The organism is Paenarthrobacter sp. NPDC018779, from assembly GCF_044391085.1.
In the GTDB taxonomy this organism is placed as follows: Bacteria; Actinomycetota; Actinomycetes; order Actinomycetales; family Micrococcaceae; genus Arthrobacter.
In genome coordinates, this window is record NZ_JBIRZS010000009.1 from 21,528 (window position 1) to 40,694 (window position 19,167).

A 19,167-nucleotide genomic window follows, 5' to 3' on the forward strand; every position below is an offset into this window, starting at 1 on the left:
AACAGCATGCTCAAGAAACCCGAAACCCTCTTTGTGCTGGGCTACATGCTGCTCCCGCTCTTCGCCCTGCTCTCGGCCATCGTGGGGTTGACCATGATCCTGGGTGGGAACAAGATCCTGGGAATCATCGTGCTCGTCGTAGTCACGCAGGTTTTCGCCTTCGGCGCCTTCTTTGCGCTGCGGGCCCGGAAAACGGCACTTATGCAGGAGCACGACGCCGGCCAGTAGTCCCGCTTCGGGGTCGCCGGGCGCTGTGGTGCGGGCCGTCGTCGTACGTTGTGCGGGTGACGTAACCAACAGCGGCGGGCGGGTCCGAAAGTTTAGACTGGGTGAATGACTACAGCAGCTAATCCGTCCGTTGGACTGGTCGGTTGGCGTGGCATGGTCGGCTCCGTCCTGATGCACCGCATGCAGGAAGAGAACGACTTCGCCAACATCAACCCGGTATTTTTCTCCACCTCGAACGCAGGAGGTGCCGCCCCGTCCTTCGCTGATGGGGCCGGCAAGCTCGAGGATGCGTTCGATATTGAGACGCTTGCCAAGCTGCCGATTATTGTTACCGCCCAGGGCGGCGACTACACCAAGCAGGTCCATGGCGAACTCCGCAGCCGTGGCTGGGACGGGCTCTGGATCGACGCCGCCTCAACCCTGCGCATGAACGACGATTCGATCATCGTGCTGGACCCCATCAACCGCGACGTCATCGATGCCGGGCTCTCCGGCGGCGTGAAGGACTTCATCGGCGGAAACTGCACGGTGTCCTGCATGCTCATGGGCCTCGGCGGCCTCTTCAAGAACAACCTCGTGGAGTGGGGTACGTCCATGACGTACCAGGCCGCTTCCGGCGGTGGCGCCCGGCACATGCGCGAACTCCTCAACCAGTTCGGCACCCTCAACAACGAGGTCAGCAGCGAGCTCGACGACCCGGCCTCGGCCATCCTGGAAATCGACCGCAAGGTCCTCGCCACGCAGCGCACCGGTGTTGACGCGACGCAGTTCGGCGTTCCGCTGGCCGGCTCCCTGATTCCCTGGATCGACGCCGACCTGGGCAACGGGCAGTCCAAGGAAGAGTGGAAGGCCGGTGTGGAAACCAACAAGATCCTCGGCACCGCCAAGGGCGCCGCAGGCAAGGAACACATTGCCATGGACGGACTCTGCGTCCGCATCGGCGCCATGCGTTCGCACTCGCAGGCATTGACCCTGAAGCTCCGCGAAGACCTGTCCGTGACGGAGATCGAGAACCTCCTGGCCAAGGACAACGAGTGGGCCAAGGTTGTGCCCAACACCAAGGAAGCCTCCATGGCGGACCTGACTCCCGTTGCCGCTTCCGGAACCCTGGACATCCCCGTGGGCCGTATCCGCAAGCTCGAAATGGGCCCGGAGTACATCAGCGCCTTCACGGTGGGCGACCAGCTCCTGTGGGGCGCAGCCGAGCCGCTGCGCCGCATGCTGAACATTGTGACGGGCAAGCTCTAAGCTTCACCGCATTCACGTCCTGAACCCGTTTTTCCGTTGCTGCCCAGCGACGGGAAAGCGGGTTTTTGGCGTCTCAGCCCGCCATGAACTTCGCGAAAGCCCGGCCCTGCGCTTGGAACGAGCGGCTTGCGGCTGGACCGAGCCCGCCGGCGAACGGCTCCGGAACCACGCCCAAGTCCTTCCCGTTGCCGGTCCGCGCCCACGTCCCGACCACCACGCCTCCGGAGACGATGATGCGCTTGAACACTCCGTTCCGGCCCGGGACCACCAATTCGGCGTGCCCGGGATCCAGCACCAGGTTCCGGTCCTGGTACCCGAGCAGGTACTCATCGAAACCGGGGAGGGCCAGCAACGAGCGGGAGCCGGGCACACCGGCGTCGAGCATGGCGGCTGTCTCCGGCGAGAGCCAATAGCTGGCACCGTCGAATGCCAGCTCCACCATCTGCTCCTGCACCGCAGTCAGTGCCTTCCGGGCCTCCGTGAGCGGCACCTGGCTCCACCAGGCGAAATCCCGGATGGTGGCCGGTCCATGGCCTCGGATGTAGCGCAGCAGCAGCTCGGCGATGCCTTCCTCACGGTCCAGATCACGGGATTCCTTGACCCACTGGTCGAAAGGCACGAACAGTTGCTGGACGCCCACCTTGCCGTTGGTCCCCGCCATGGGACCTTGGACCAGCCACGCCTCCTGGCACAGGCTGCCCAGGAGGTGGATTCCGCGTTGCCCCGTAGTGATCTGGCCGGCTTCCTCGAAGGCTGCAAAGAGCTGTTCACGGCTGGCCCCGGTGGTCCCATTGGAACTCTTCAGGGTCTCCAAGGTCTTCAGTGCAATGTCCCTGGTATGGCTGATGTCATCCGGGGTGATGGCGAGTTCGCGGTGCCGGCCGGTCAGCGACTTAAGGAGTCGCGGACGGGTGATGGCAAGAATCCAGCGAAGATCTTCCGGTGCCAACAGGTGCAGCGTGCCGCGCATGGGCCATGAACGGACGATGGTGCCGGCGTCCAGGGCGGCCCGGACGTGGGAAGCCGCTGTGCCGGGCACCCTTTGTCCCACGGCCCACAGTGCGTGGCCGAGGTCTTGGGCCTGCATGGCCGTCATCCAGCGGACAGCATCGGGAACGGAAGGAAACCCGCCGCCCAGCAGTCCCTGGCTCACCAGGCGTAAGCGGCCCATGACCTGCGGCCGGACGGACAGCGTACTGGAGGAAAGCGGCTTCGCAGGCATGCTTCATCCTATGGGCCGCCCGGGGACACAGGGAACCTTACCGCGCCTCCCAGCGGCCTTCCAGAACCGTTTCCTAGGATGGATTCATGCTTTTTGGTGATCTTGCCCCTCTGGTGCGGCCGCTCAGCCGTTGGCTTGCCGCCGCCGGTTGGTGCTGCACCGCCATTGGGCTCGGCGCCGGACTCATCGTTGCCGTCGGCACCGGAGTGAGCCTGTCCCCCTCCATGCAGGGAATCCAGCTGGCGGGACTCGTTGCCACAGCCGCAGCTGCCCTCCTGATCGGCACCGCTGCCGTGAGCCAGCCAGTATCGGACCGCGACGACGACGCCCCCGAACCATGGTTCTACCCTGCCGCCGCGGCGCAGGTCCGCAGTTTCCTGCTGGGCTCCATCGTCATGATGCTCGGATTGGTGGGTTTTGCCACGGCAGGGCTTTTCCTCCCGAGCGGCCCGTCGCCGCAGAGCATCGCCTTCAGCCAGATCTTCCTGCTGGGGGCAGTCAGTTGTGGCCTGACATTCCTGCTGCTCAACAAGGTTCTGCCCATCGCGGAGCGACGCGTCCGCTGACGCCCAACCTTCCGGAAAGCCCTAGAGCGCTACCCCGATGAGCAGCGGCTCCGGGTGGAGCTCGATTCCAAAGCGATCCACGACGCCGGCACGCACTTCGCGTGCGATCGCCACCATGTCCGCGGCCGAGGCCGAGCCGCGGTTGGTGATGGCCAGGGTGTGCTTGGTGGACAGGGAGGCCCGGCCACCGGAAGCACTCGACTCCTCCAGGCCGAAGCCCTTGGTGAATCCCGCCTGGTCAATCAACCAGGCAGCGGAAAGCTTCACCAGTCCGTCGCTCCCCGCGGGATACTTGGGCGCGTTCTCCGGCAACTGCGCAGCCTGCTCGGCGGGCACGATCGGGTTGGTGAAGAACGAGCCCGTGGAGAAGGTGTCACGGTCTTCGGCGTCCAGGACCATTCCCTTGGACGCCCTGAGCTTCAGGACTTCGCGGCGGACATCGTTGGAGTAGGCACGCTTCCCCACCTCGACTCCCAGGACGCGGGCCAGCTCTGCGTAACGGATCGGAGCGCTCATCCTGCCCAGTGCCAGCTGGAATTCGACCGTCAGCACCACGTAGCGTGGCGAGCCCTCCACAGTGGTCTGCTTGAGGATGGAATCCCGGTAGCCAAACTTCAGCTCGGAATTGGTGAAGGTCTGCACGGCATTGCGTTCGCGGTCCCAGGTGCGGACGGCTGCGATGGTCTGCGAGACGTCGGCACCGTATGCTCCCACGTTCTGAACGGGAGTGGCGCCCGTGGCACCGGGAATCCCGGACAGCGCTTCGAGGCCGGACCAGGCATGCAGCACGGTGTATTCAACCAGCGCATCCCAGTTGTGGCCTGCCTGGACCATCAAGGAGACTCCCCCGCAACTGTCCTCGGAGTCCACAGTGAACCCCTCGGAGGCGATCTTGAGGACCGTCCCGGGGTAGCCCGCATCCGATACGAGGAGGTTGGAGCCTCCGCCGATGATCAGCAGCTTCTCCCCCGCAGCGTCAGCCGACCGGACGGCGTCGATGATTTCAGCCTCGGTACGGGCCTCCACATAGGTACCTGCGGGGCCGCCGACGGCAGCCGTGGTCAGTTCGGAAAGCAGCGTCTGGGTCACCCATCAAGCCTAGCGGGGATTGGCAACGAGCTCCGCCGCTGGCCGCGTAGGGGGCACCAACAGCGGCGCACCACCTGGCATTCCTGCCCTGGTGGCGCGCCGCTGCGTTGCAGTATGGCGTTGGGTCAGGCGACCTTCACAACCGCCTGGGACTTCATGAGGACTTTCTGCCCGGCGGCAACCACGGTCAGGTCGATGCGGGCGGTGCCAGCCTCGGCGTCGAGCGCGCCAACCACGCCGGTGACGTCAATGACGGCTCCCGCTTCAGCGGTACCGGTGGTGTCGGTGACCAGGACCGGCTTGGTAAAGCGGGTCTGGTAATCGACGACGGCGGCAGGGTCGCCTGCCCAGTCGCTCACAAGCTGCACTGCGGAGCCCATGGTGAACATGCCGTGGGCGATGACGCCCGGAAGCTCCACGGAGGTGGCGAATGCTTCGTTCCAGTGGATCGGGTTGAAATCACCGGATGCCCCGGCGTACTTGACCAGGTCCTGGCGCGTGACCTCGATGCTGGCGGAGCCAATTTCCTGGCCGACTGACAGGTCTTCGAACTTTGGCATTACTGTCCCTCTCCGCGGACCAGGATGGATGAGGTGGTGGTGGCTACCTTCTCACGGTTGTCGCCGTCGGTCAGCGCATAGATTTCCGAACGCGTGGTAATCATGGCACCGCCGCCCATGGCCCGGACCCCGTCCACATGGAGTTCGGCAACCAACCGGTCACCGGCCACGATGGCACGGTGGTGCGTGAATCGCTGGTCGGCGTGGACTACGCGGGAGAAATCGATCCCGGCCTCGGGATCTTCCACCAGTTGGGCATCGGCGCGCTGGGCAATGATGATGGCGAACGTGGGCGGAGCAACGAGGTCACTGTGGCCCAAGGCGCGTGCCGTCTCAACGTCGAAGTGCGCGGGATGGGTGGCTTTCACGGCCTTCGCGAACTCGCGGATCTTCTCTCGGCCAACGTCGTAAACCTCTGCGGCAGGGTAGCTTCGGCCCTGCAGGTCCGGATTGATACTCATGGTTCCAACCCTATCGGCCAGCCGGTGTGCCTGCCGGGTGGATTCCGCCTGAGGAGGCAGTTATTTCTTGTAGCTCTTGCGGATTTTCTGGCCGCGGACCACCAGCCCCACCACGTGCAGCACCAGGCCCAGGCCAATGACCGGCAGCGAGGCCATCGCCAGCCCTTGGTTGCCGGAGGTATTGCCTGCGATCGAGAGGATCAATCCGACAGCGATCAGGCCCATGGCACTGAAAACCAGCGCTTTGTACCCGGTGGAGGCAGTGGCCCAGAATTCGTTCAGCACCGTCCAAGTCTACCGGCGCCCCCGCAACGCGTTAGAACAGGGAGTCCTGCAGCGCGGGGATCTCCGTGACGTGCTCGCCGAATTCGATCCTGCGGCCCTTCAGCGCTCCGAGGTCGGCAACGAAGCTGCCCTCCACCTCAACCCCGGAAGCGTCCGGAAGCCCGGCCAAGGCAATGGCCCCTGACAGCGAGCGGACCCGCAGTCCGTGACCGCCGTCGTCGAACGCTGCGGGGTAAGCGTGCCGCACGGCGCCGGCCACGCGTGCGTTGCACACTTGGTCGGCCAAAGCCGGGCGTTCCCACTCCTCCTCAACAACCGTGTAGCCGGTCATGGCCAGTCCGCCGAGGAGCTCCCGCACGCCGGTGGCCTGCTTCCGGTTGATCGCCTGGAGTTCGACGCCGGGACGCGGCTCCACGAGCGAGGTCGCCTTGGCAGCGGAGCGGACCTGCTGGACGAGCCCCAGATCCCGCGTCACGAGGTCTTCGAGTACACGGACAACCCGGCCATCCTCGGCGTTCGCAACGTAGGAGGCGTGAACGGCTCCTTGCTCGGCGAGCCGGTTCCACTTCCGTGAGGCAGAGGCCGTCCCTACCTTGGTGGCGCCGTTGGCGAACGTGGCAACGTAGAGCCAGTGCGGCTGCATGAGGTAGGCCCGAAGTCCGGCCGGGACGGAGCCACCGCGGTGGAAATCGTGCATGAGCCTGGAATCGTCCTTGGCAAAGCAGGCCCCGCACTGTTTGCCGCGTTCGGCAGGGGAAGAACTGCGGCAGGGGACGTGGGTCCGGTCCCCCGGCCCATGCACTTTGACATGGCCAAGGCACCACAGGCCCGGGATAACGCGCAGGCCCAGGGATGATCCCTGGGCCAACGCGATGTCGCTGAACTCCCCGGCGTGAGTGTGGAGCCGCAGCGCTGGGGAGGACGAGTCCCAGACGACGCCGTGGACGAGCATGGTTACAGCGAAGGCTGGACCCCGAAGGCCACCGCGAGCTTCATGATCTTCTCTGCGCGGCCAAGGCGCGGGAGGTCCGAGCCGTCGCGGATCACACGTCCGTTGGCTTCGAAGTCGTTCATGAAGTCGGTGGCCCAGGCAACGTCGGACGGCGTGGGGCTGATGACCTCGTTGATGACGGTGGTCTGGTCGATGGCCAGGCACAGCTTGCCGGTCATACCCATGGTCACGGTGATGCCGGTCTGCTCGCGCAGGATCGGGTGGTTGGTGCCCACGGTGGGGCCATCAATCGGGCCCGGCAGGTTGCCCACGCGGCTGGCTACAACCAGCTTGGCACGCGGGTACGCCATGGCTTCAGGGGTGGCCGCCATACCGGTATCCCGGCGGAAGTCGCCCGAACCGAACGCCAGGCGGAACGCACCCTGGGCGCGGGCAATGTGGTTGGCCTCTTCGATGCCGAGGGCGGACTCCACCAAAGCGACCACGGGGGTCTTGCCGTCCATGCGGTGGTAGGACTCGGTGACCTGGTCCGCGGATTCGGTCTTGGCCAGCATCACGCCGAGCAGGCCGGGGGTGCCGCGCAGGCCTGCGAGGTCGTCGGCCCAGAACGGGCTGGTGGCGTCGTTGATGCGGACCCAGGCCTGGCCGCCGTTGGCCAGCCAATTCACCACGTTCTCGCGGGCCTTGTCCTTCTGGGACGGGTCAACGGCGTCTTCGATGTCAAGGATGATGGCGTCTGCACGCGAGCCCGCCGATTCGTCAAAAAGCTCCGTCTTCATGGCGTTCACGAGGAGCCAGGAACGGGCGATGTCGGCAGGAATGTTGCGGGTAGGCCGAACGGACTCGGCGGCGATGCTAGACGTCATGTATCTACCGTATCCGCCCACCGGCCCGCGGGGCGAAGAATTGCGCCCGGTTGTGAGGATCAATACGAACTAAACGCCCGAATGCTGTGGGGTCACGCAGTATGACTGCCCGACGCCGGTACGCGCCAGTCGTTTTGGCCCACCGTAAGCACTGGGTCACTTTCCGGAACACAAGCTTCACGGAGCTCAACCCGGCGTCTTTGTGTCGTTCCGTTGCCTCGAAAGGCCCCGGATTTCATTGCGTTTCCCGCTGTTTCCCAGCGTTTCCGGCCGTTACCGGATCACTTCCCTGCCGCCGTCGATATGGGCTTTCATCGTTCCCAAGCCGTTTCACAGACGGTTCCCCAACCACAAACCAACCACCCGAAAGTAGCTCCCATGAAACTGCAACTGCCCCTCCTGAGCGTCGCGGCCGCCGTCGTACTAGCGCTGACGGTGAGCGGCTGCGGCGGTTCAGCCGACGCCGGTCAAGCCAGCCAAGCAGGCCCCGAAGTCAAGGAACTCCGCTACCAGGGCTGGGCCAACCAAGTCACTTTCCCGGAGCTCGCCGCAGACCTCGGCTACCTGGGCGACATCAAGCTTAACTGGGTGGGCAACACCACCAGCGGTCCGCAGGACATCCAGTCGGCGGCGACCAACCAGACCGACTTTGGCGGGGCGTTCACCGGCGCGGTGACCAAGCTGATCGAGGCCGGCGCACCCGTGAAGGGCGTCATCAACTACTACGGAGCAGACGCCAAGAACTTCAGCGGCTACTACGTCAAAGCCGACAGCGACATCAAAGGACCCCGGGACCTGATCGGCAAGAAGATCGCCGTCAACACCTTGGGCGCCCACCATGAGGCCGTCATCAACACCTACCTCACCAAGAACGGCCTCAGCCAAGACGAAATCAAGCAGGTCCAGTTGGTGCCGCTGCCGCCGAACGACACCGAGGAAGCCATCCGTCGCGGACAGGTTGACGCCGGAACACTGGGCGGCGTGCTGCAGGACCGGGCCATCGAGGCCGGCGGGTTGCGTTCGCTGTTCAACGACTACGAGCTGTTTGGGACGTTCGCCGGCGGCCAGATCGTGCTCCGGAACGACTTCATCGAAAAGAACCCGAACACCACCCGCGAGTTCACCACCGCCATTGCCAAAGCCCTCAAGTGGGCCACGGAAACGCCGCGTGAGGAAGTGATCGCACGCTTCACCAAGATCATCGAAAGCCGTGGGCGCAACGAGAGCACGGCCAACCTCAAGTACTGGAAGAGCCCGGGCGTTCCGGACAACGGCGTGATCAAGGACGAGGACTTCACCCGCTGGGAGGCGTGGCTGAATTCCTCGGGAATCGTGAAGGGCAACCTGACTCCGTCCAAGTACTACACCAACGACTTCAACGACCTCGCCAAGCAGCCTGCGGCCAGTGCCACGGCTTCCAGCGGAACGACGAAGGGATAGCCATGACCACGAAAATCAGCCTGAAAAACGTCACCAAGGAATTCACTGTCCGCGCCACGAAGGGGGCACCCGCGTCCCGGCTCACAGCCATCGATGGGCTCAGCCTGGACGTGCGCGACGGCGAGTTCCTCACCTTGGTAGGACCCAGCGGCTCCGGCAAGACCACCCTGCTGGACCTGCTGGCTGGGCTTTCCACACCGACCTCCGGAGAGGTCCTGGTGGACGGCAAACCCGTGACCGGCCCCGGCAAGGACCGTGCCGTGGTGTTCCAGCAATACGCCCTCTTCCCGTGGCGGACGGCCTCGGCGAATGTGTCCATTGGACTCGAAGGTAAGGGACCTGACGGCAAAAAGCTGAGCCGCCGGGAACGCGCTGCGAAAGCCAGTGAGTACCTTGCACTCGTAGGGTTGGCGGGCTTCGAGGACCGCTACCCCCACGAGCTGTCCGGCGGCATGAAGCAGCGCGTGGCCATTGCCCGAAGCCTGGCCTACGAGCCCGACGTCCTGCTGATGGACGAGCCGTTCGCAGCCCTGGACGCACAAACCCGCGAGCAATTGCAGGACGAACTGCTCAGGATCTGGAAAGCCACCGGCAAGACGATCGTCTTCATCACGCACGGCATCGACGAGGCCGTGTACCTGGGCCAGCGGGTCGCCGTGCTCAGTGCCCGGCCCGGCCGGCTCAAGGAAATCGTGGACATCGATATTCCGGACCGCGACGGGGATGAGGACATCCGCTCCAACCCCGCCTTCGTGGAACACCGCCATCAGGTCTGGACCCTCCTGCACGACGAAGTCCGGCGAGCGCAGGACGCAGGACACCGCAAGATCCTGCCGGACGGCAGTGCCCCCGACGAACCAACAACCCTTGAAAGGAGCGCGGCCTGATGACAACCACCCTGACGCACGCAGAAACCGCAGCCGCCGCACCCCAGCCGACTGCCGCCGTCGAACCTTCAGTCCGTGTGGAAGCGGAACGCACGACGCCGGTCCGCGCGTTGGTCCGCCGGGTCACCGCAGTTGCCGGTTCCGCCGTGTGGAAGTCCGCTGCGATCCTGGCCTTTCTCCTGCTGTGGGAACTCGGGCCGACGTACCTGGCCAGCCCGTCCACGCGGGTGTTCCTTCCGCCGCTCCATGAAGTCCTCGCAGCCTGGGGCAAGCTGTTCGATGCCGGGACCATCCAAGGGCACATCGCCGCAAGCCTGACCCGTTCGGTTGCCGGATTCGGTGCTGCGCTGGTGGCGGGTGTGGCGCTGGGGCTGCTCATCGCCTGGTACGGGAAGCTGAACGCCGTCCTGAACCCGCTGCTGGAACTGTTCCGCAATACTGCCGCGCTGGCCTTGTTGCCGGTGTTCACGCTGCTGCTGGGCATCGGCGAGGAATCGAAAATCAGCATCGTTGCCTATGCGGCGTTCTTCCCGGTGCTGCTCAATACGATCGCCGGCGTGAAGACCGTGGATCCCCTGCTCATCCGGGCCGCACGCTCACTGGGGCTGAACAACTTCCGGCTCTTCCAGAAGGTCATCTTGCCCTCTGCGGTACCCACCATCTTCACCGGTATCCGCATGGCCGGCACCGCGTCCATCCTGGTGCTGATCGCGGCTGAAATGGTCGGAGCCAAGGCCGGCTTGGGCTATTTGATCGTCAACGCGCAGAGCAGCTTCCTCATCCCGGACATGTACGCGGGCATCCTCACCGTGTCCCTGCTGGGGCTTGCGGTGAACTTCCTGCTGGTCGCCCTGGAACGGCACTTCTCCCGCTGGCGGACCGCCGTCGGTTCTGCCGCCTGATTTGTACCCGTGGCACCCCGCCACACCCATCCCTGAAAGAAAAGGAAAGAAACCATGACTGTCATCACCGAAACCAAGCTCGAATTCGCCAAGCTGGGCTCGCGCATCGGAGCCGAGATCCGTGGCCTCGACATCTCCGGTCACCTCAGCCCGGAGACCGTCGCACAGATCCGTTCGGCGCTCAACGAGCACAAGGCGCTGGTGTTCCGGGAAGCGAACATCCTCACCGACGAAGCCCAGGTGAAGTTTGCCTCGCACTTCGGCCCCCTGACCAAGGCACACCCCACGGTGGCTTCGGTTGAGGGCGAGGAGAACGTCCTCCCCGTGGACAGCGAGAACGGTTCGGCCAACAACTGGCACACGGATGTCACGTTCGTAGTGAACCCGCCGCAGGCTTCCACGCTCCGCAGCATCGACCTTCCGGCATACGGCGGGGAGACGCTGATTGCCTCCTCGGCGGGTGCCTACCGCGACCTGCCGGAGGAACTGCGCAACTTCGCGGACACTCTCTGGGCCATCCACACCAATGATTACGACTACTCCGTGCCCAAGAACCTGGAGCACGCCAACGCCGAGGAACGCCGCAAGGAGTTCACCCGCCTGAAGTTCGAGACGGCCCACCCGGTGGTGCGTGTCCATCCGTTGACCGGCGAGCGCGGATTGTTCATTGGGGGCTTCGCGCAGCGGCTGCGGATCGTCGGCCTGTCCAACACGGAGTCCAAGGACATCATCCGTTTGCTGCAGGCGTATGTGACGCGTCCGGAGAACGTGGTCCGCGTGAACTGGGAACCCAACCAGGTGGTCCTGTTCGACAACCGGATCACCCAGCACTACGCTCCGGACAACTACGACGGCCAGCCGCGCAAGCTGAACCGCGTGACCATTGCCGGTGACATCCCCGTGGGTGTGGACGGCAAGCTGAGCCAGTCCATCCAGGGTGATTCGAGCACCTACTCGGTGGTGGCTGACGCTTCGTAGGGGGCCTTATGTGTTGCTGTTGTCACCCAACCAGGGGACAGCAGATGTCCCTATGGATACCCATAGCGACGTCTGCTGTCCCCTGGTTGGGTTTACGGGAGGTTGCTTCCGCGGGCTGTGATCCAGAGGCCGTACCACTCTTCGCGGGACATGGTTACCGCGACGTCGGCGGCCTGGGCGCACGCTGCGATCCGTCCCGGGTTGGTGGTGCCCACCACGGGCGAAATGCCCGCGGGGTGCTTCATGAGCCACCCCAGGAGGACGGATTCGGGAGTGGCGTTCTTCTCCCCTGCCAGCCGTTCGAGCAGTGCGGCTGTCGCCGTATCGGCTGGGTTTAGCCCGCCGGCCCCGGTGTACCGGCCTTGCGCCAGCGATCCGTAGGCCTGCAGCTCGATCCCGTTCGCCATACAAAGCTCCAGTGTCCCGTGCGGAAAGCTGGTTGCAGCGCCCTCGGGATGGTTGACCAGCACAGTGCTCTCCAGCCAATCCCGCTTCAGCAGGCTCATTTCCAGCTGGTTGGCCACGATGGGCGTCTCCAACCGGTCCTGGAGGTACGCAATCTGCGCCCCGGACATGTTGGACACGCCCAAGTGCCGCACCTTGCCTTCGGCCAGCAACTGCCCGACGGCGTCAGCCACCTCGCGCGCGTCCATGAGGGGATCCGGCCGGTGCAGGAGGAGGATGTCCACGTAGTCTGTCTGGAGCCTTTTCAGGCTCTGGTTGACCCGCTCCAGGATGGCTTCGCGGCTGAGGTCGTAGTGGGTATCAAGCCCCCGTTCCCCCAGCCGGATTCCGCACTTGCTCTGCAGTTGGATCTTCTCCCGCAAACCCTGCGAACGGGCGAGGACTTCCCCGAAGACGGCCTCCGATTTGCCGCTGCGGTAGATATCGGCATGATCGAACAGTTCGATCCCGATCCCCTGAGCGGCTTCGATCACCGCAGCAGCCTGGTCGATCTCAGTGGAGCCGTAGGACGTGCCGTCCCACGGACCACCGAGTCCCATGCAACCGTAAATGAGGCGTCCCCGCCCGTTCGTATGAGTCACTGGTGCAGGTACCTAGGCGTCCCGGACAACCCAAGCGGTGGTGTCGGCCGGCAGCTTGCCGTCGTCCAACGGTCCGCTGCTCAAGACGACGGTCCCCGCCGGAAGCTCGAGGGCTTCGGTTCCGAAGTTGGTCACCGTCTCCCAGCCACCGTGGCGGCTGAAGTGCAGCACGTCCGGGTTCCCGGTCTCCACCCATTCGAGTTCCTCATCGGTCTGCAGTTCACTGCGAAGACGAAGAGCCTTGCGGTACAGCTCGAGTGTGGAGCCCTCCACGCCCTCCTGGGTGGACACTGCGTAGTCCTTGAACCAGGCAGGCTGCGGCAGGTGCGCCGTACTTCCGCCGAAACCGAAGGCGGACCCTTCCGGGGTCCAAGGCAACGGAACGCGGCAGCCGTCGCGGCCGATCTCCACGCCCTTGTTGCGGAAGAAGGACGGGTCCTGGCGCTCGGAGTCGGGAATCTCCGTGACTTCACGCAGGCCCAGCTCTTCGCCCTGGTACAGGTACGCCGAACCGGGGAGGGCGAGAAGGAGGAGCGATGCGGCGCGTGCCCTGCGCAGGCCAAGCTCAATGTCCAGTTCCGCGGCCGGGGCACCCGCGAGCAGCCAGCCCTTGCCGTCCTGGCCCTTGGGTTCGGTGCCGGTGATGTCCTGGGCTGCGTTGGTTCCCTGGGCTACGGACCCACCCTTCGGCAGCCCGTAGCGGGTGGCGTGGCGGACGACGTCGTGGTTTGAGAAGACCCACGTGGAGGAGGCACCGGATTCCTTGGCGGCCACCAGGTTGTCCGTGATGATCTTCTTGAACGAGGCAGCGTCGAAGTCCGACTGCAGGAGGTCGAAGTTGAACGCCTGGCCCAGTCCTTCCGGGCTGGCATAGCGGGCACGGCGGGACTCGTGGACCCAGGCTTCGGCGACGGCGGTGCGCGGCGGGTTGTACTCGTTGAACAGCTTGCGCCATTCCGCGTAGACCTCGTGGACTTCATCGCGGTCCCAGAAGGGGTGCGAACCATCAATGAAGCCGTCGGTGTTGTGGGCCTTGGCAGCGAGGTCCGCCTTCATGGGCATGGGTTCGGAGAGGTCCTTGGCCATGCCGTGGGCAACGTCGATCCGGAAGCCGTCCACGCCACGATCGGACCAGAAGCGCAGGGTCTTCAGGAAGTCCTCGCGAATCTCCGGGTTTTCCCAGTTAAAGTCCGGCTGTTCCTTGGCGAAGATGTGCATGTACCACTGGCCGGGCGTGCCGTCAGGTTCGGTGATGCGCTCCCAGATGGGGCCGCCGAAAACGGAATCCCAATCCGACGGCGGCAGCTCACCGTTTTCGCCGTTGCCATCGCGGAAGATGTAGCGGTTACGGGCTGCGGAACCCTTGGGCGATGCGAGTGCTTCCTTGAACCATTCGTGCCGGTCCGAGGAGTGGTTGGGCACGATGTCCACCACGAGCTTGATTCCCGCGTCGTGGAGGGCCGCGGCCATCTCGTCGAAGTCCTCCAGCGTTCCAAGCTTGGGGTCAACGTTGCGGTAGTCGTCCACGTCGTACCCGCCGTCGGCGAGTGCGGAGGGGTAGAACGGGCTCAGCCACACGGCGTCGACGCCAAGTTCCTTCAGGTACGGGACCTTGGCAGTGATGCCCTTGATGTCGCCCAGCCCATCACCGTTCGCGTCGTAGAAGCTGCGCGGGTAGATCTGGTACACCGCCGCCTGGCGCCACCAGTTGGGGTCGGCCATGCGGTCGGAGTGGGACAGGTTTGCCTTGGTGGCGGAGGTACTCACGAAACTCCTTTGATTTAGATTCTAAATTTAGTTCCCGAACCAGTATCTGACGGCTGGCCCGGCAGGTCAACACTCAGCCCTTGACGGCTCCCTGGGTCACGCCGGCCATGACCCACCTTTGCGTAAACAGGTAGGCAACGATCGCCGGCGCCATGGCCATCAAGTAGGACGCAAAGGACACGTGGTAGTTGTTGCTGAATTGAGTCTGGAACAGACTTTGCCGCACCGGAAGGGTTTGCAGCGCAGGATCGGAAATGATCAACGAAGGCATCATGAAGTCGTTCCAGGCGTAGAGAAAGGCGAAGATCCCCACAGTTGCGCTCATGGGGGCCAGCAGCGGGAAGATCAGCTTCCAGAATGTCTGCCACGTGGTGGCCCCGTCGATTCTGGCACTCTCTTCCAACTCCATGGGGATCGAGCGGAGGAAGGCGGTAAAGAGGAGCACGCTGAAGCTCAGCTGGAACATGGTGGCCAGCAGGATCACGCCGAGCGGATTGTCCAAGCCCAGCCGGCCGGTCAACTGGATCTGCGGCAGGGCCACCACGGGGAACGGGATGAACATGGCGGCCAGCAGGTAGAAGAACGAATACCTGAAGAGGCGTCGGTCCCAGTTCCGGACAATGGCATAGGAGGCGAACGCCGCCAGGACAATGGTGGCGACAACCGTTCCCGCGGTCACCAGCAAGGACATGGCCGCACCCACGGGGAAGTTGGTCAAGGTCCAGGCCTGGACGAATCCGTCCAGGCTGAAGGGAGCGGGCAAGGAGAAGGCGTTGCCGTCCACCGCCTGGCCTTGGGTCTTGAACGCCATGGACACGGTGACGTAGAGGGGCAACAGGACCGTCACCGCGCACAGGATGAGGATGGTGGTTCCGGACCAGTTGATCCGTTCCGGCCTGCCGGCAGACCGCCGGGTATTGTCGGTGGCTTTGGTGGTGCCCTCACGTCCGAGGGTTGCTTGTGTACTCATCAGAGGGCATTCCGTCCGCGGGTCAGGGAAAGCTGGACAAGGGAGATAATGATCGCCACCAGGAAGAAGATGGTGGCATTGGCCATCTGGTAGGCGTAGTCGCCGCCGTTGAAGCCGGTGATGACGGTCATGGCAATGCTCCGCGTGGAGGTCCCCGGACCTCCGTTGGTGAGCCCCACGATGATGTCGTAGGCGTTGAGGAAGCCCTTGAACCCCAGGATGACGTTGATGACCACGTAGCCGGCCACGAGTGGAAGCGTGATCTTCAGCAATTGCTGGACCTTACCGGCACCATCGAGTTCCGCAGCCTCATACACGTCACCGGGAACGGCCACGAGACCAGCTATGTAGATCAGCAGGGAACCGGGGACAGCCTGCCAGGCGGTGACCAGTACGACGGCGACCCAAGCGAGGTCCGGATTGGCCAGGAGGCTGCCTTCCAGCCACGGAATCCCGGCGGCCGCGCCCAGTGCCGGGAGCGAATTGGAGAAGAGGAAGTTGAAAACGTAAGCGATGATGATGCCGGAAACCACCATGGGGATGACAAAGACGGTCCGCAGCGCAGACTTCATCCGGACGCGGGAGGTCAGTCCCACAGCCAGCAGGAACGCGATCACGTTCACCACGATCACGGTGACGATCGAGAACCCGAAGGTAAAGAGGTAACTCTGCAGGATCGCCGGGTCGCTGAAAATGGCGATGTAGTTGGTCAGGCCCACGAACTCCCAGTCGCCGATCCCAATGGAGTCGGTGAAGCTGAAGAAGATGCCGACGACTCCGGGCACGGTGATTGCCAAGGTGAAAAGAACAAGGCTCGGCAGGAGGAACAAGTAGAAGATCGGCTCGACCTTCCGGGGCCGACGGCGGTTGGGTGCGGGATTCCCTTGCGCGCTGTGCCCGCTCGCAGGGCGTTTGGATGACGTTGAAGTGGTGAGGACGGACATTTATCTGGCTCCCTGTGTCTGCGCTACTGGCGGAAGGCCAGGCGTGCCCAGTCTGCGTCGAGTGTGCGGAGGGTGGATGTGGGGTCTGCGCCAAACACGAGCGCCTGGGTGTAGTTCATGATCGGGATGGTCTTTGGAACCAGCACGGACGGCCCCTGGTACACCTGGGCGTTGTCGTAGTACTTCACCATTCCCTCGATCCGGGGATCGGCAGCGCCGGCCGCATCCTTGGTGGGCGTGAAGCCCAGTTGCGACTGGTTGTAGGCGTCGATGACTTCGGGCCGGTACAGATACTCCAGGAAGTCACGGGCGGCATCCTTGTGCTGGGACGCCTCCGGAATCCACGCGGCGAGGTCCACGTTGACGCGGACGCGCAGGTCCTGCGGGTTGTCCGTCATGGGAAGCGGAAAGGTTCCCAGTTCCAGGTTGGGAGCCGTCTTGGCCACTTCGCTGAAAGCCCACGGCCCCTGCAGGTACATGGCGGCCTTGCCTTGGGAGAAGGCGAGGTTTCCGTCCCCGTAAGCCCTGCTGGCAGCGTCCTTGTTGACGTATTTTTTGGCCAGGGTCAGCATCTTTTCCACCGGCTGGCCAAAGTCCTTCTGGAACGAAGCCTCGGAGCCGGATCCAACAGCCGTACCTTCGGAGGCCAGCTTGTCGAAGAAGCCAAGGGTGTCCACTTGGCCTCCCACCGCATAGTCGAACCAGCCCTGGGCGATGGTCCAGTCGTCTTTCCACGTGGCATAGAACGGCGTCACTCCGGCAGCCTTGAGCTTCTCGCACGCGGCAATCAGCTCGCTCCAAGTGGTGGGTACCTTGATGTTGTTGGCCGCGAAGATTTGCTTGTTGTAGATCACCGAGGAAGCCATGACCGAATACGGCAGGGCGCTGGTGCGGCCGGGGTAGGAACCGTACTGGTCCATGAGCGGCTGGAGGTCTTCGCGGACGCGGCTTGCCGCACCCGTACCGGACAGATCGCTCAGCGCACCCCGCTGGACAAAGCGCGAGGTCTCCATGTTGTAGTTTGCCAAGGCGATGTCCGGCGGATTGCCCCGGACAAAGCTGGCCGAGACCACATCGACGCCGGACGTATCCAGCACCACTTCTGTGTGGTCCTGCGAGGCGTTGTACTCGGAGACGAGCTTGGTCATGAAGCCAATCGCTTCGCGCTTGCTGAAGGTGAAGCGGATGGTTTCCTTCCCGTGCCCTCCTGCACATCCCGAAAGAAGGCCGGCAAGCAATGCCAGCCCAAGGCCCATGGCGGCCCAACGTTTCTTGCGTGTCACTTTCACAGACACGTGATCCTTTCGTCGTGCGGCCCCTCTGCCGCATGCCAACGGGGTGATGGCGCGCGACACCACCCCGGGATTTTAGATAGGAGATAAATTTATTACCTGTCGCAAGTATTGTGTGAGGGCCGCCACACCGTCAAGCTCGAAGACGTAACACGGCGAAGTCTAAATTTATGTACTAAATTTAGAGAGGCCGATACCTCTCTCCACCGGCGGCCAGGAAAGGTGGGAACACACCATGCTCACTGGAACGGCGCCCTCAACCCAGCTGGTACGCAGGCTCAACGCCGGTGCGATGCTCAAGGCCATGCGCGGCGCAGGGGTCGTCACCGGAACCGAACTGATGGCCCAGACAGGGCTCTCCCGGGCAACCGTCATTTCCATTTGCGACGAGCTGGTCCGGCTCGGCTGGCTTCGGGAACTCGAAAACCAGCGCGGCGCCGGCGACTACGTCAAGGGACGCCCGGCCCGCCGTTTCGTGTTCGACGACGGCGCCGCCAGCGTCCTGGGCATCGACATCGGTGCCAACAAGATCACCACGATCGTCGCCGACATGGCCGGGAACCCACTCTCGCAAGTCACCATGCCTTTCCGGACGTACAACGTCTCCGCGGCCGAACGCGCCGACGTGCTGGACAAGATCGCAGCCAACGCCTTGCAGGAGGCCGGGGTTCCTGCCGACTCCGTCCTGGCAGTATCCGTTGGCGTGGCCGCACCCGTCAGCCGGGAGGGCGAGGTCCTCACCGTCCAGGAGTTCTGGAAATCCTTCGACGTCCGCCGGATCGTATCCGAGCGCCACGGGTGGCATGTTCTCCTCGAAAACGACGCCAACCTCGCAGCCCTGGCCGAACGATGGCAAGGGACGGCCCAAGGGGTGGACAACCTGGTGGTCATGCTGGCCGGAGACCGCCTGGGTTCCGGGATCCTGGAATCCGGCCGCCTCCTCCACGGCCAGGTGGGCGGCTTCGGTGAACTGGGGTTCCTCAACAACGTGGAGGGCGTAGGCAACACGTACGGAATCGCCTTCTACGCCGCTTTGGCGGGCCGTGAAGCCATGGAAGCGGAAGACGAGACAACCCTCCGCGGTCTCTGTGGCGGCAACCCGGATGACCTGACCGCCGAGATGGTCTTCGCAGCAGCGGCGGAAGGAGACGGTGCCGCCCGCAGTGCGCTGGACCGGGTGTCATTGCGCATGGCGAGGGTAGTTGGCTCCATCAGCACGTTGGTCAACCCGGAACTCGTTGTGCTCGCCGGAGGGGTGGCAGCCTCCGCGGGGACGTTGCTTCCGGGCATCCAGCAGCACCTGCCGGAGTTCACCTTCACTCCCCCGAGGTTGGCCACGTCCACCCTGGGGGAAGGCATCGTCTCGCTCGGAGCCATCCGGCACGCCTTGGACTACGTGGAAGAGCACGCACTGGACCTCTCCCCTTCATCCCTGCCAAAGCGGGCTTCCTGATACCACCCTGC

Annotated in this window: 20 protein-coding genes; 8 read left to right on the forward strand and 12 right to left on the reverse strand. The window is 64.1% G+C overall.

What is annotated here, in order from left to right; all coding sequences use genetic code 11:
- The first annotated feature begins 6 nt into the window (after positions 1-6).
- Complete coding sequence (locus tag ACH488_RS11520; RefSeq protein ID WP_397324300.1) at positions 7-228, forward strand: NF038396 family protein; 222 nt, start codon at positions 7-9, stop codon at positions 226-228.
- A gap of 105 nt (positions 229-333) precedes the next feature.
- Positions 334-1,476 carry an aspartate-semialdehyde dehydrogenase gene (asd, locus tag ACH488_RS11525; protein WP_397324302.1) on the forward strand — a complete coding sequence of 381 codons (1,143 nt, stop codon included), beginning with the start codon at positions 334-336 and terminating at the stop codon, positions 1,474-1,476.
- A 73-nt stretch (positions 1,477-1,549) separates the two neighbouring features.
- Here the strand turns inward: asd and ACH488_RS11530 are convergent, their stop codons facing one another.
- On the reverse strand, positions 1,550-2,698 hold the full coding sequence (locus ACH488_RS11530) for a winged helix DNA-binding domain-containing protein (RefSeq protein WP_397324303.1): 1,149 nt from the start codon (positions 2,696-2,698) through the stop codon (positions 1,550-1,552).
- Positions 2,699-2,784: 86 nt separating this feature from the next.
- Here ACH488_RS11530 and ACH488_RS11535 point away from each other — a divergent pair, with 86 nt between their 5' ends.
- Positions 2,785-3,264: a hypothetical protein gene (locus tag ACH488_RS11535; protein WP_397324305.1), complete on the forward strand. Its 480-nt coding sequence runs from the start codon at positions 2,785-2,787 to the stop codon at positions 3,262-3,264.
- Between the two features lie 21 nt (positions 3,265-3,285).
- Here ACH488_RS11535 and ACH488_RS11540 read toward each other — a convergent pair whose 3' ends face one another.
- The 6 genes from ACH488_RS11540 to ACH488_RS11565 all read right to left on the reverse strand — a co-directional run bounded on the left by ACH488_RS11540 (position 3,286) and on the right by ACH488_RS11565 (position 7,477).
- Complete coding sequence (locus ACH488_RS11540; protein ID WP_397324306.1) at positions 3,286-4,353, reverse strand: UDP-N-acetylmuramate dehydrogenase; 1,068 nt, start codon at positions 4,351-4,353, stop codon at positions 3,286-3,288.
- A 125-nt stretch (positions 4,354-4,478) separates the two neighbouring features.
- Complete coding sequence (locus ACH488_RS11545) at positions 4,479-4,913, reverse strand: MaoC family dehydratase (protein ID WP_397324307.1); 435 nt, start codon at positions 4,911-4,913, stop codon at positions 4,479-4,481.
- Positions 4,913-5,374, reverse strand: a complete 462-nt coding sequence (locus ACH488_RS11550) for a MaoC family dehydratase N-terminal domain-containing protein (protein WP_397324309.1) — start codon at positions 5,372-5,374, stop codon at positions 4,913-4,915. The genes ACH488_RS11545 and ACH488_RS11550 overlap by 1 nt, the downstream gene beginning before the upstream one ends.
- 60 nt (positions 5,375-5,434) lie before the next feature.
- Positions 5,435-5,659 (reverse strand): DUF3188 domain-containing protein, encoded by a 225-nt coding sequence (locus ACH488_RS11555; RefSeq protein WP_397324311.1) that lies wholly within the window; start codon positions 5,657-5,659, stop codon positions 5,435-5,437.
- Between the two features lie 31 nt (positions 5,660-5,690).
- Positions 5,691-6,611 (reverse strand): DUF2797 domain-containing protein, encoded by a 921-nt coding sequence (locus tag ACH488_RS11560; protein WP_397324313.1) that lies wholly within the window; start codon positions 6,609-6,611, stop codon positions 5,691-5,693.
- Positions 6,612-6,613: 2 nt separating this feature from the next.
- Positions 6,614-7,477 (reverse strand): HpcH/HpaI aldolase/citrate lyase family protein, encoded by an 864-nt coding sequence (locus tag ACH488_RS11565; protein WP_397324314.1) that lies wholly within the window; start codon positions 7,475-7,477, stop codon positions 6,614-6,616.
- Between the two features lie 378 nt (positions 7,478-7,855).
- Between ACH488_RS11565 and ACH488_RS11570 the strand changes: the two genes are divergently transcribed.
- The 4 genes from ACH488_RS11570 to ACH488_RS11585 are packed head-to-tail and all read left to right on the forward strand — an operon-like array spanning position 7,856 to position 11,684.
- The gene (locus tag ACH488_RS11570) at positions 7,856-8,917 is read left to right on the forward strand and encodes an ABC transporter substrate-binding protein (RefSeq protein ID WP_397324316.1); all 1,062 of its coding nucleotides are present in this window, start codon (positions 7,856-7,858) and stop codon (positions 8,915-8,917) included.
- Between the two features lie 2 nt (positions 8,918-8,919).
- Complete coding sequence (locus ACH488_RS11575; protein ID WP_397324318.1) at positions 8,920-9,804, forward strand: ABC transporter ATP-binding protein; 885 nt, start codon at positions 8,920-8,922, stop codon at positions 9,802-9,804.
- Positions 9,804-10,706, forward strand: a complete 903-nt coding sequence (locus ACH488_RS11580; protein WP_397324319.1) for an ABC transporter permease — start codon at positions 9,804-9,806, stop codon at positions 10,704-10,706. The genes ACH488_RS11575 and ACH488_RS11580 overlap by 1 nt, the downstream gene beginning before the upstream one ends.
- Before the next feature lie 54 nt (positions 10,707-10,760).
- Positions 10,761-11,684 carry a TauD/TfdA dioxygenase family protein gene (locus tag ACH488_RS11585; protein ID WP_397324321.1) on the forward strand — a complete coding sequence of 308 codons (924 nt, stop codon included), beginning with the start codon at positions 10,761-10,763 and terminating at the stop codon, positions 11,682-11,684.
- Positions 11,685-11,776: 92 nt separating this feature from the next.
- On the opposite strand, the gene ACH488_RS11590 is transcribed toward ACH488_RS11585, so the two are convergent.
- From ACH488_RS11590 to ACH488_RS11610, 5 genes are all read right to left on the reverse strand, one after another.
- Positions 11,777-12,730, reverse strand: a complete 954-nt coding sequence (locus ACH488_RS11590; RefSeq protein WP_397324322.1) for an aldo/keto reductase family oxidoreductase — start codon at positions 12,728-12,730, stop codon at positions 11,777-11,779.
- Between the two features lie 12 nt (positions 12,731-12,742).
- Complete coding sequence (locus tag ACH488_RS11595) at positions 12,743-14,497, reverse strand: glycoside hydrolase family 13 protein (protein WP_397324323.1); 1,755 nt, start codon at positions 14,495-14,497, stop codon at positions 12,743-12,745.
- Positions 14,498-14,570: 73 nt separating this feature from the next.
- Complete coding sequence (locus ACH488_RS11600) at positions 14,571-15,467, reverse strand: carbohydrate ABC transporter permease (RefSeq protein WP_397324325.1); 897 nt, start codon at positions 15,465-15,467, stop codon at positions 14,571-14,573.
- On the reverse strand, positions 15,467-16,411 hold the full coding sequence (locus tag ACH488_RS11605; protein WP_397324326.1) for a carbohydrate ABC transporter permease: 945 nt from the start codon (positions 16,409-16,411) through the stop codon (positions 15,467-15,469). The genes ACH488_RS11600 and ACH488_RS11605 overlap by 1 nt, the downstream gene beginning before the upstream one ends.
- A gap of 23 nt (positions 16,412-16,434) precedes the next feature.
- The gene (locus ACH488_RS11610) at positions 16,435-17,706 is read right to left on the reverse strand and encodes an ABC transporter substrate-binding protein (RefSeq protein ID WP_397324328.1); all 1,272 of its coding nucleotides are present in this window, start codon (positions 17,704-17,706) and stop codon (positions 16,435-16,437) included.
- A 232-nt stretch (positions 17,707-17,938) separates the two neighbouring features.
- Here ACH488_RS11610 and ACH488_RS11615 point away from each other — a divergent pair, with 232 nt between their 5' ends.
- Positions 17,939-19,156 carry an ROK family protein gene (locus ACH488_RS11615; RefSeq protein ID WP_397324329.1) on the forward strand — a complete coding sequence of 406 codons (1,218 nt, stop codon included), beginning with the start codon at positions 17,939-17,941 and terminating at the stop codon, positions 19,154-19,156.
- Positions 19,157-19,167: the final 11 nt, after the last annotated feature.

Bases quoted from the DNA above. Each gene is read 5' to 3' on its own strand.
- ACH488_RS11615 (WP_397324329.1), top strand. From the start codon at position 17,939: ATGCTCACTGGAACGGCGCCCTCAACCCAGCTGGTACGCAGGCTCAAC.
- ACH488_RS11600 (WP_397324325.1), bottom strand. From the start codon at position 15,467: ATGAGTACACAAGCAACCCTCGGACGTGAGGGCACCACCAAAGCCACC.
- ACH488_RS11530 (WP_397324303.1), bottom strand. From the start codon at position 2,698: ATGCCTGCGAAGCCGCTTTCCTCCAGTACGCTGTCCGTCCGGCCGCAG.
- ACH488_RS11580 (WP_397324319.1), top strand. From the start codon at position 9,804: ATGACAACCACCCTGACGCACGCAGAAACCGCAGCCGCCGCACCCCAG.
- ACH488_RS11550 (WP_397324309.1), bottom strand. From the start codon at position 5,374: ATGAGTATCAATCCGGACCTGCAGGGCCGAAGCTACCCTGCCGCAGAG.
- ACH488_RS11565 (WP_397324314.1), bottom strand. From the start codon at position 7,477: ATGACGTCTAGCATCGCCGCCGAGTCCGTTCGGCCTACCCGCAACATT.
- ACH488_RS11545 (WP_397324307.1), bottom strand. From the start codon at position 4,913: ATGCCAAAGTTCGAAGACCTGTCAGTCGGCCAGGAAATTGGCTCCGCC.
- ACH488_RS11520 (WP_397324300.1), top strand. From the start codon at position 7: ATGCTCAAGAAACCCGAAACCCTCTTTGTGCTGGGCTACATGCTGCTC.
- ACH488_RS11575 (WP_397324318.1), top strand. From the start codon at position 8,920: ATGACCACGAAAATCAGCCTGAAAAACGTCACCAAGGAATTCACTGTC.
- ACH488_RS11570 (WP_397324316.1), top strand. From the start codon at position 7,856: ATGAAACTGCAACTGCCCCTCCTGAGCGTCGCGGCCGCCGTCGTACTA.
- asd (WP_397324302.1), top strand. From the start codon at position 334: ATGACTACAGCAGCTAATCCGTCCGTTGGACTGGTCGGTTGGCGTGGC.
- ACH488_RS11560 (WP_397324313.1), bottom strand. From the start codon at position 6,611: ATGCTCGTCCACGGCGTCGTCTGGGACTCGTCCTCCCCAGCGCTGCGG.
- ACH488_RS11605 (WP_397324326.1), bottom strand. From the start codon at position 16,411: ATGTCCGTCCTCACCACTTCAACGTCATCCAAACGCCCTGCGAGCGGG.
- ACH488_RS11585 (WP_397324321.1), top strand. From the start codon at position 10,761: ATGACTGTCATCACCGAAACCAAGCTCGAATTCGCCAAGCTGGGCTCG.
- ACH488_RS11535 (WP_397324305.1), top strand. From the start codon at position 2,785: ATGCTTTTTGGTGATCTTGCCCCTCTGGTGCGGCCGCTCAGCCGTTGG.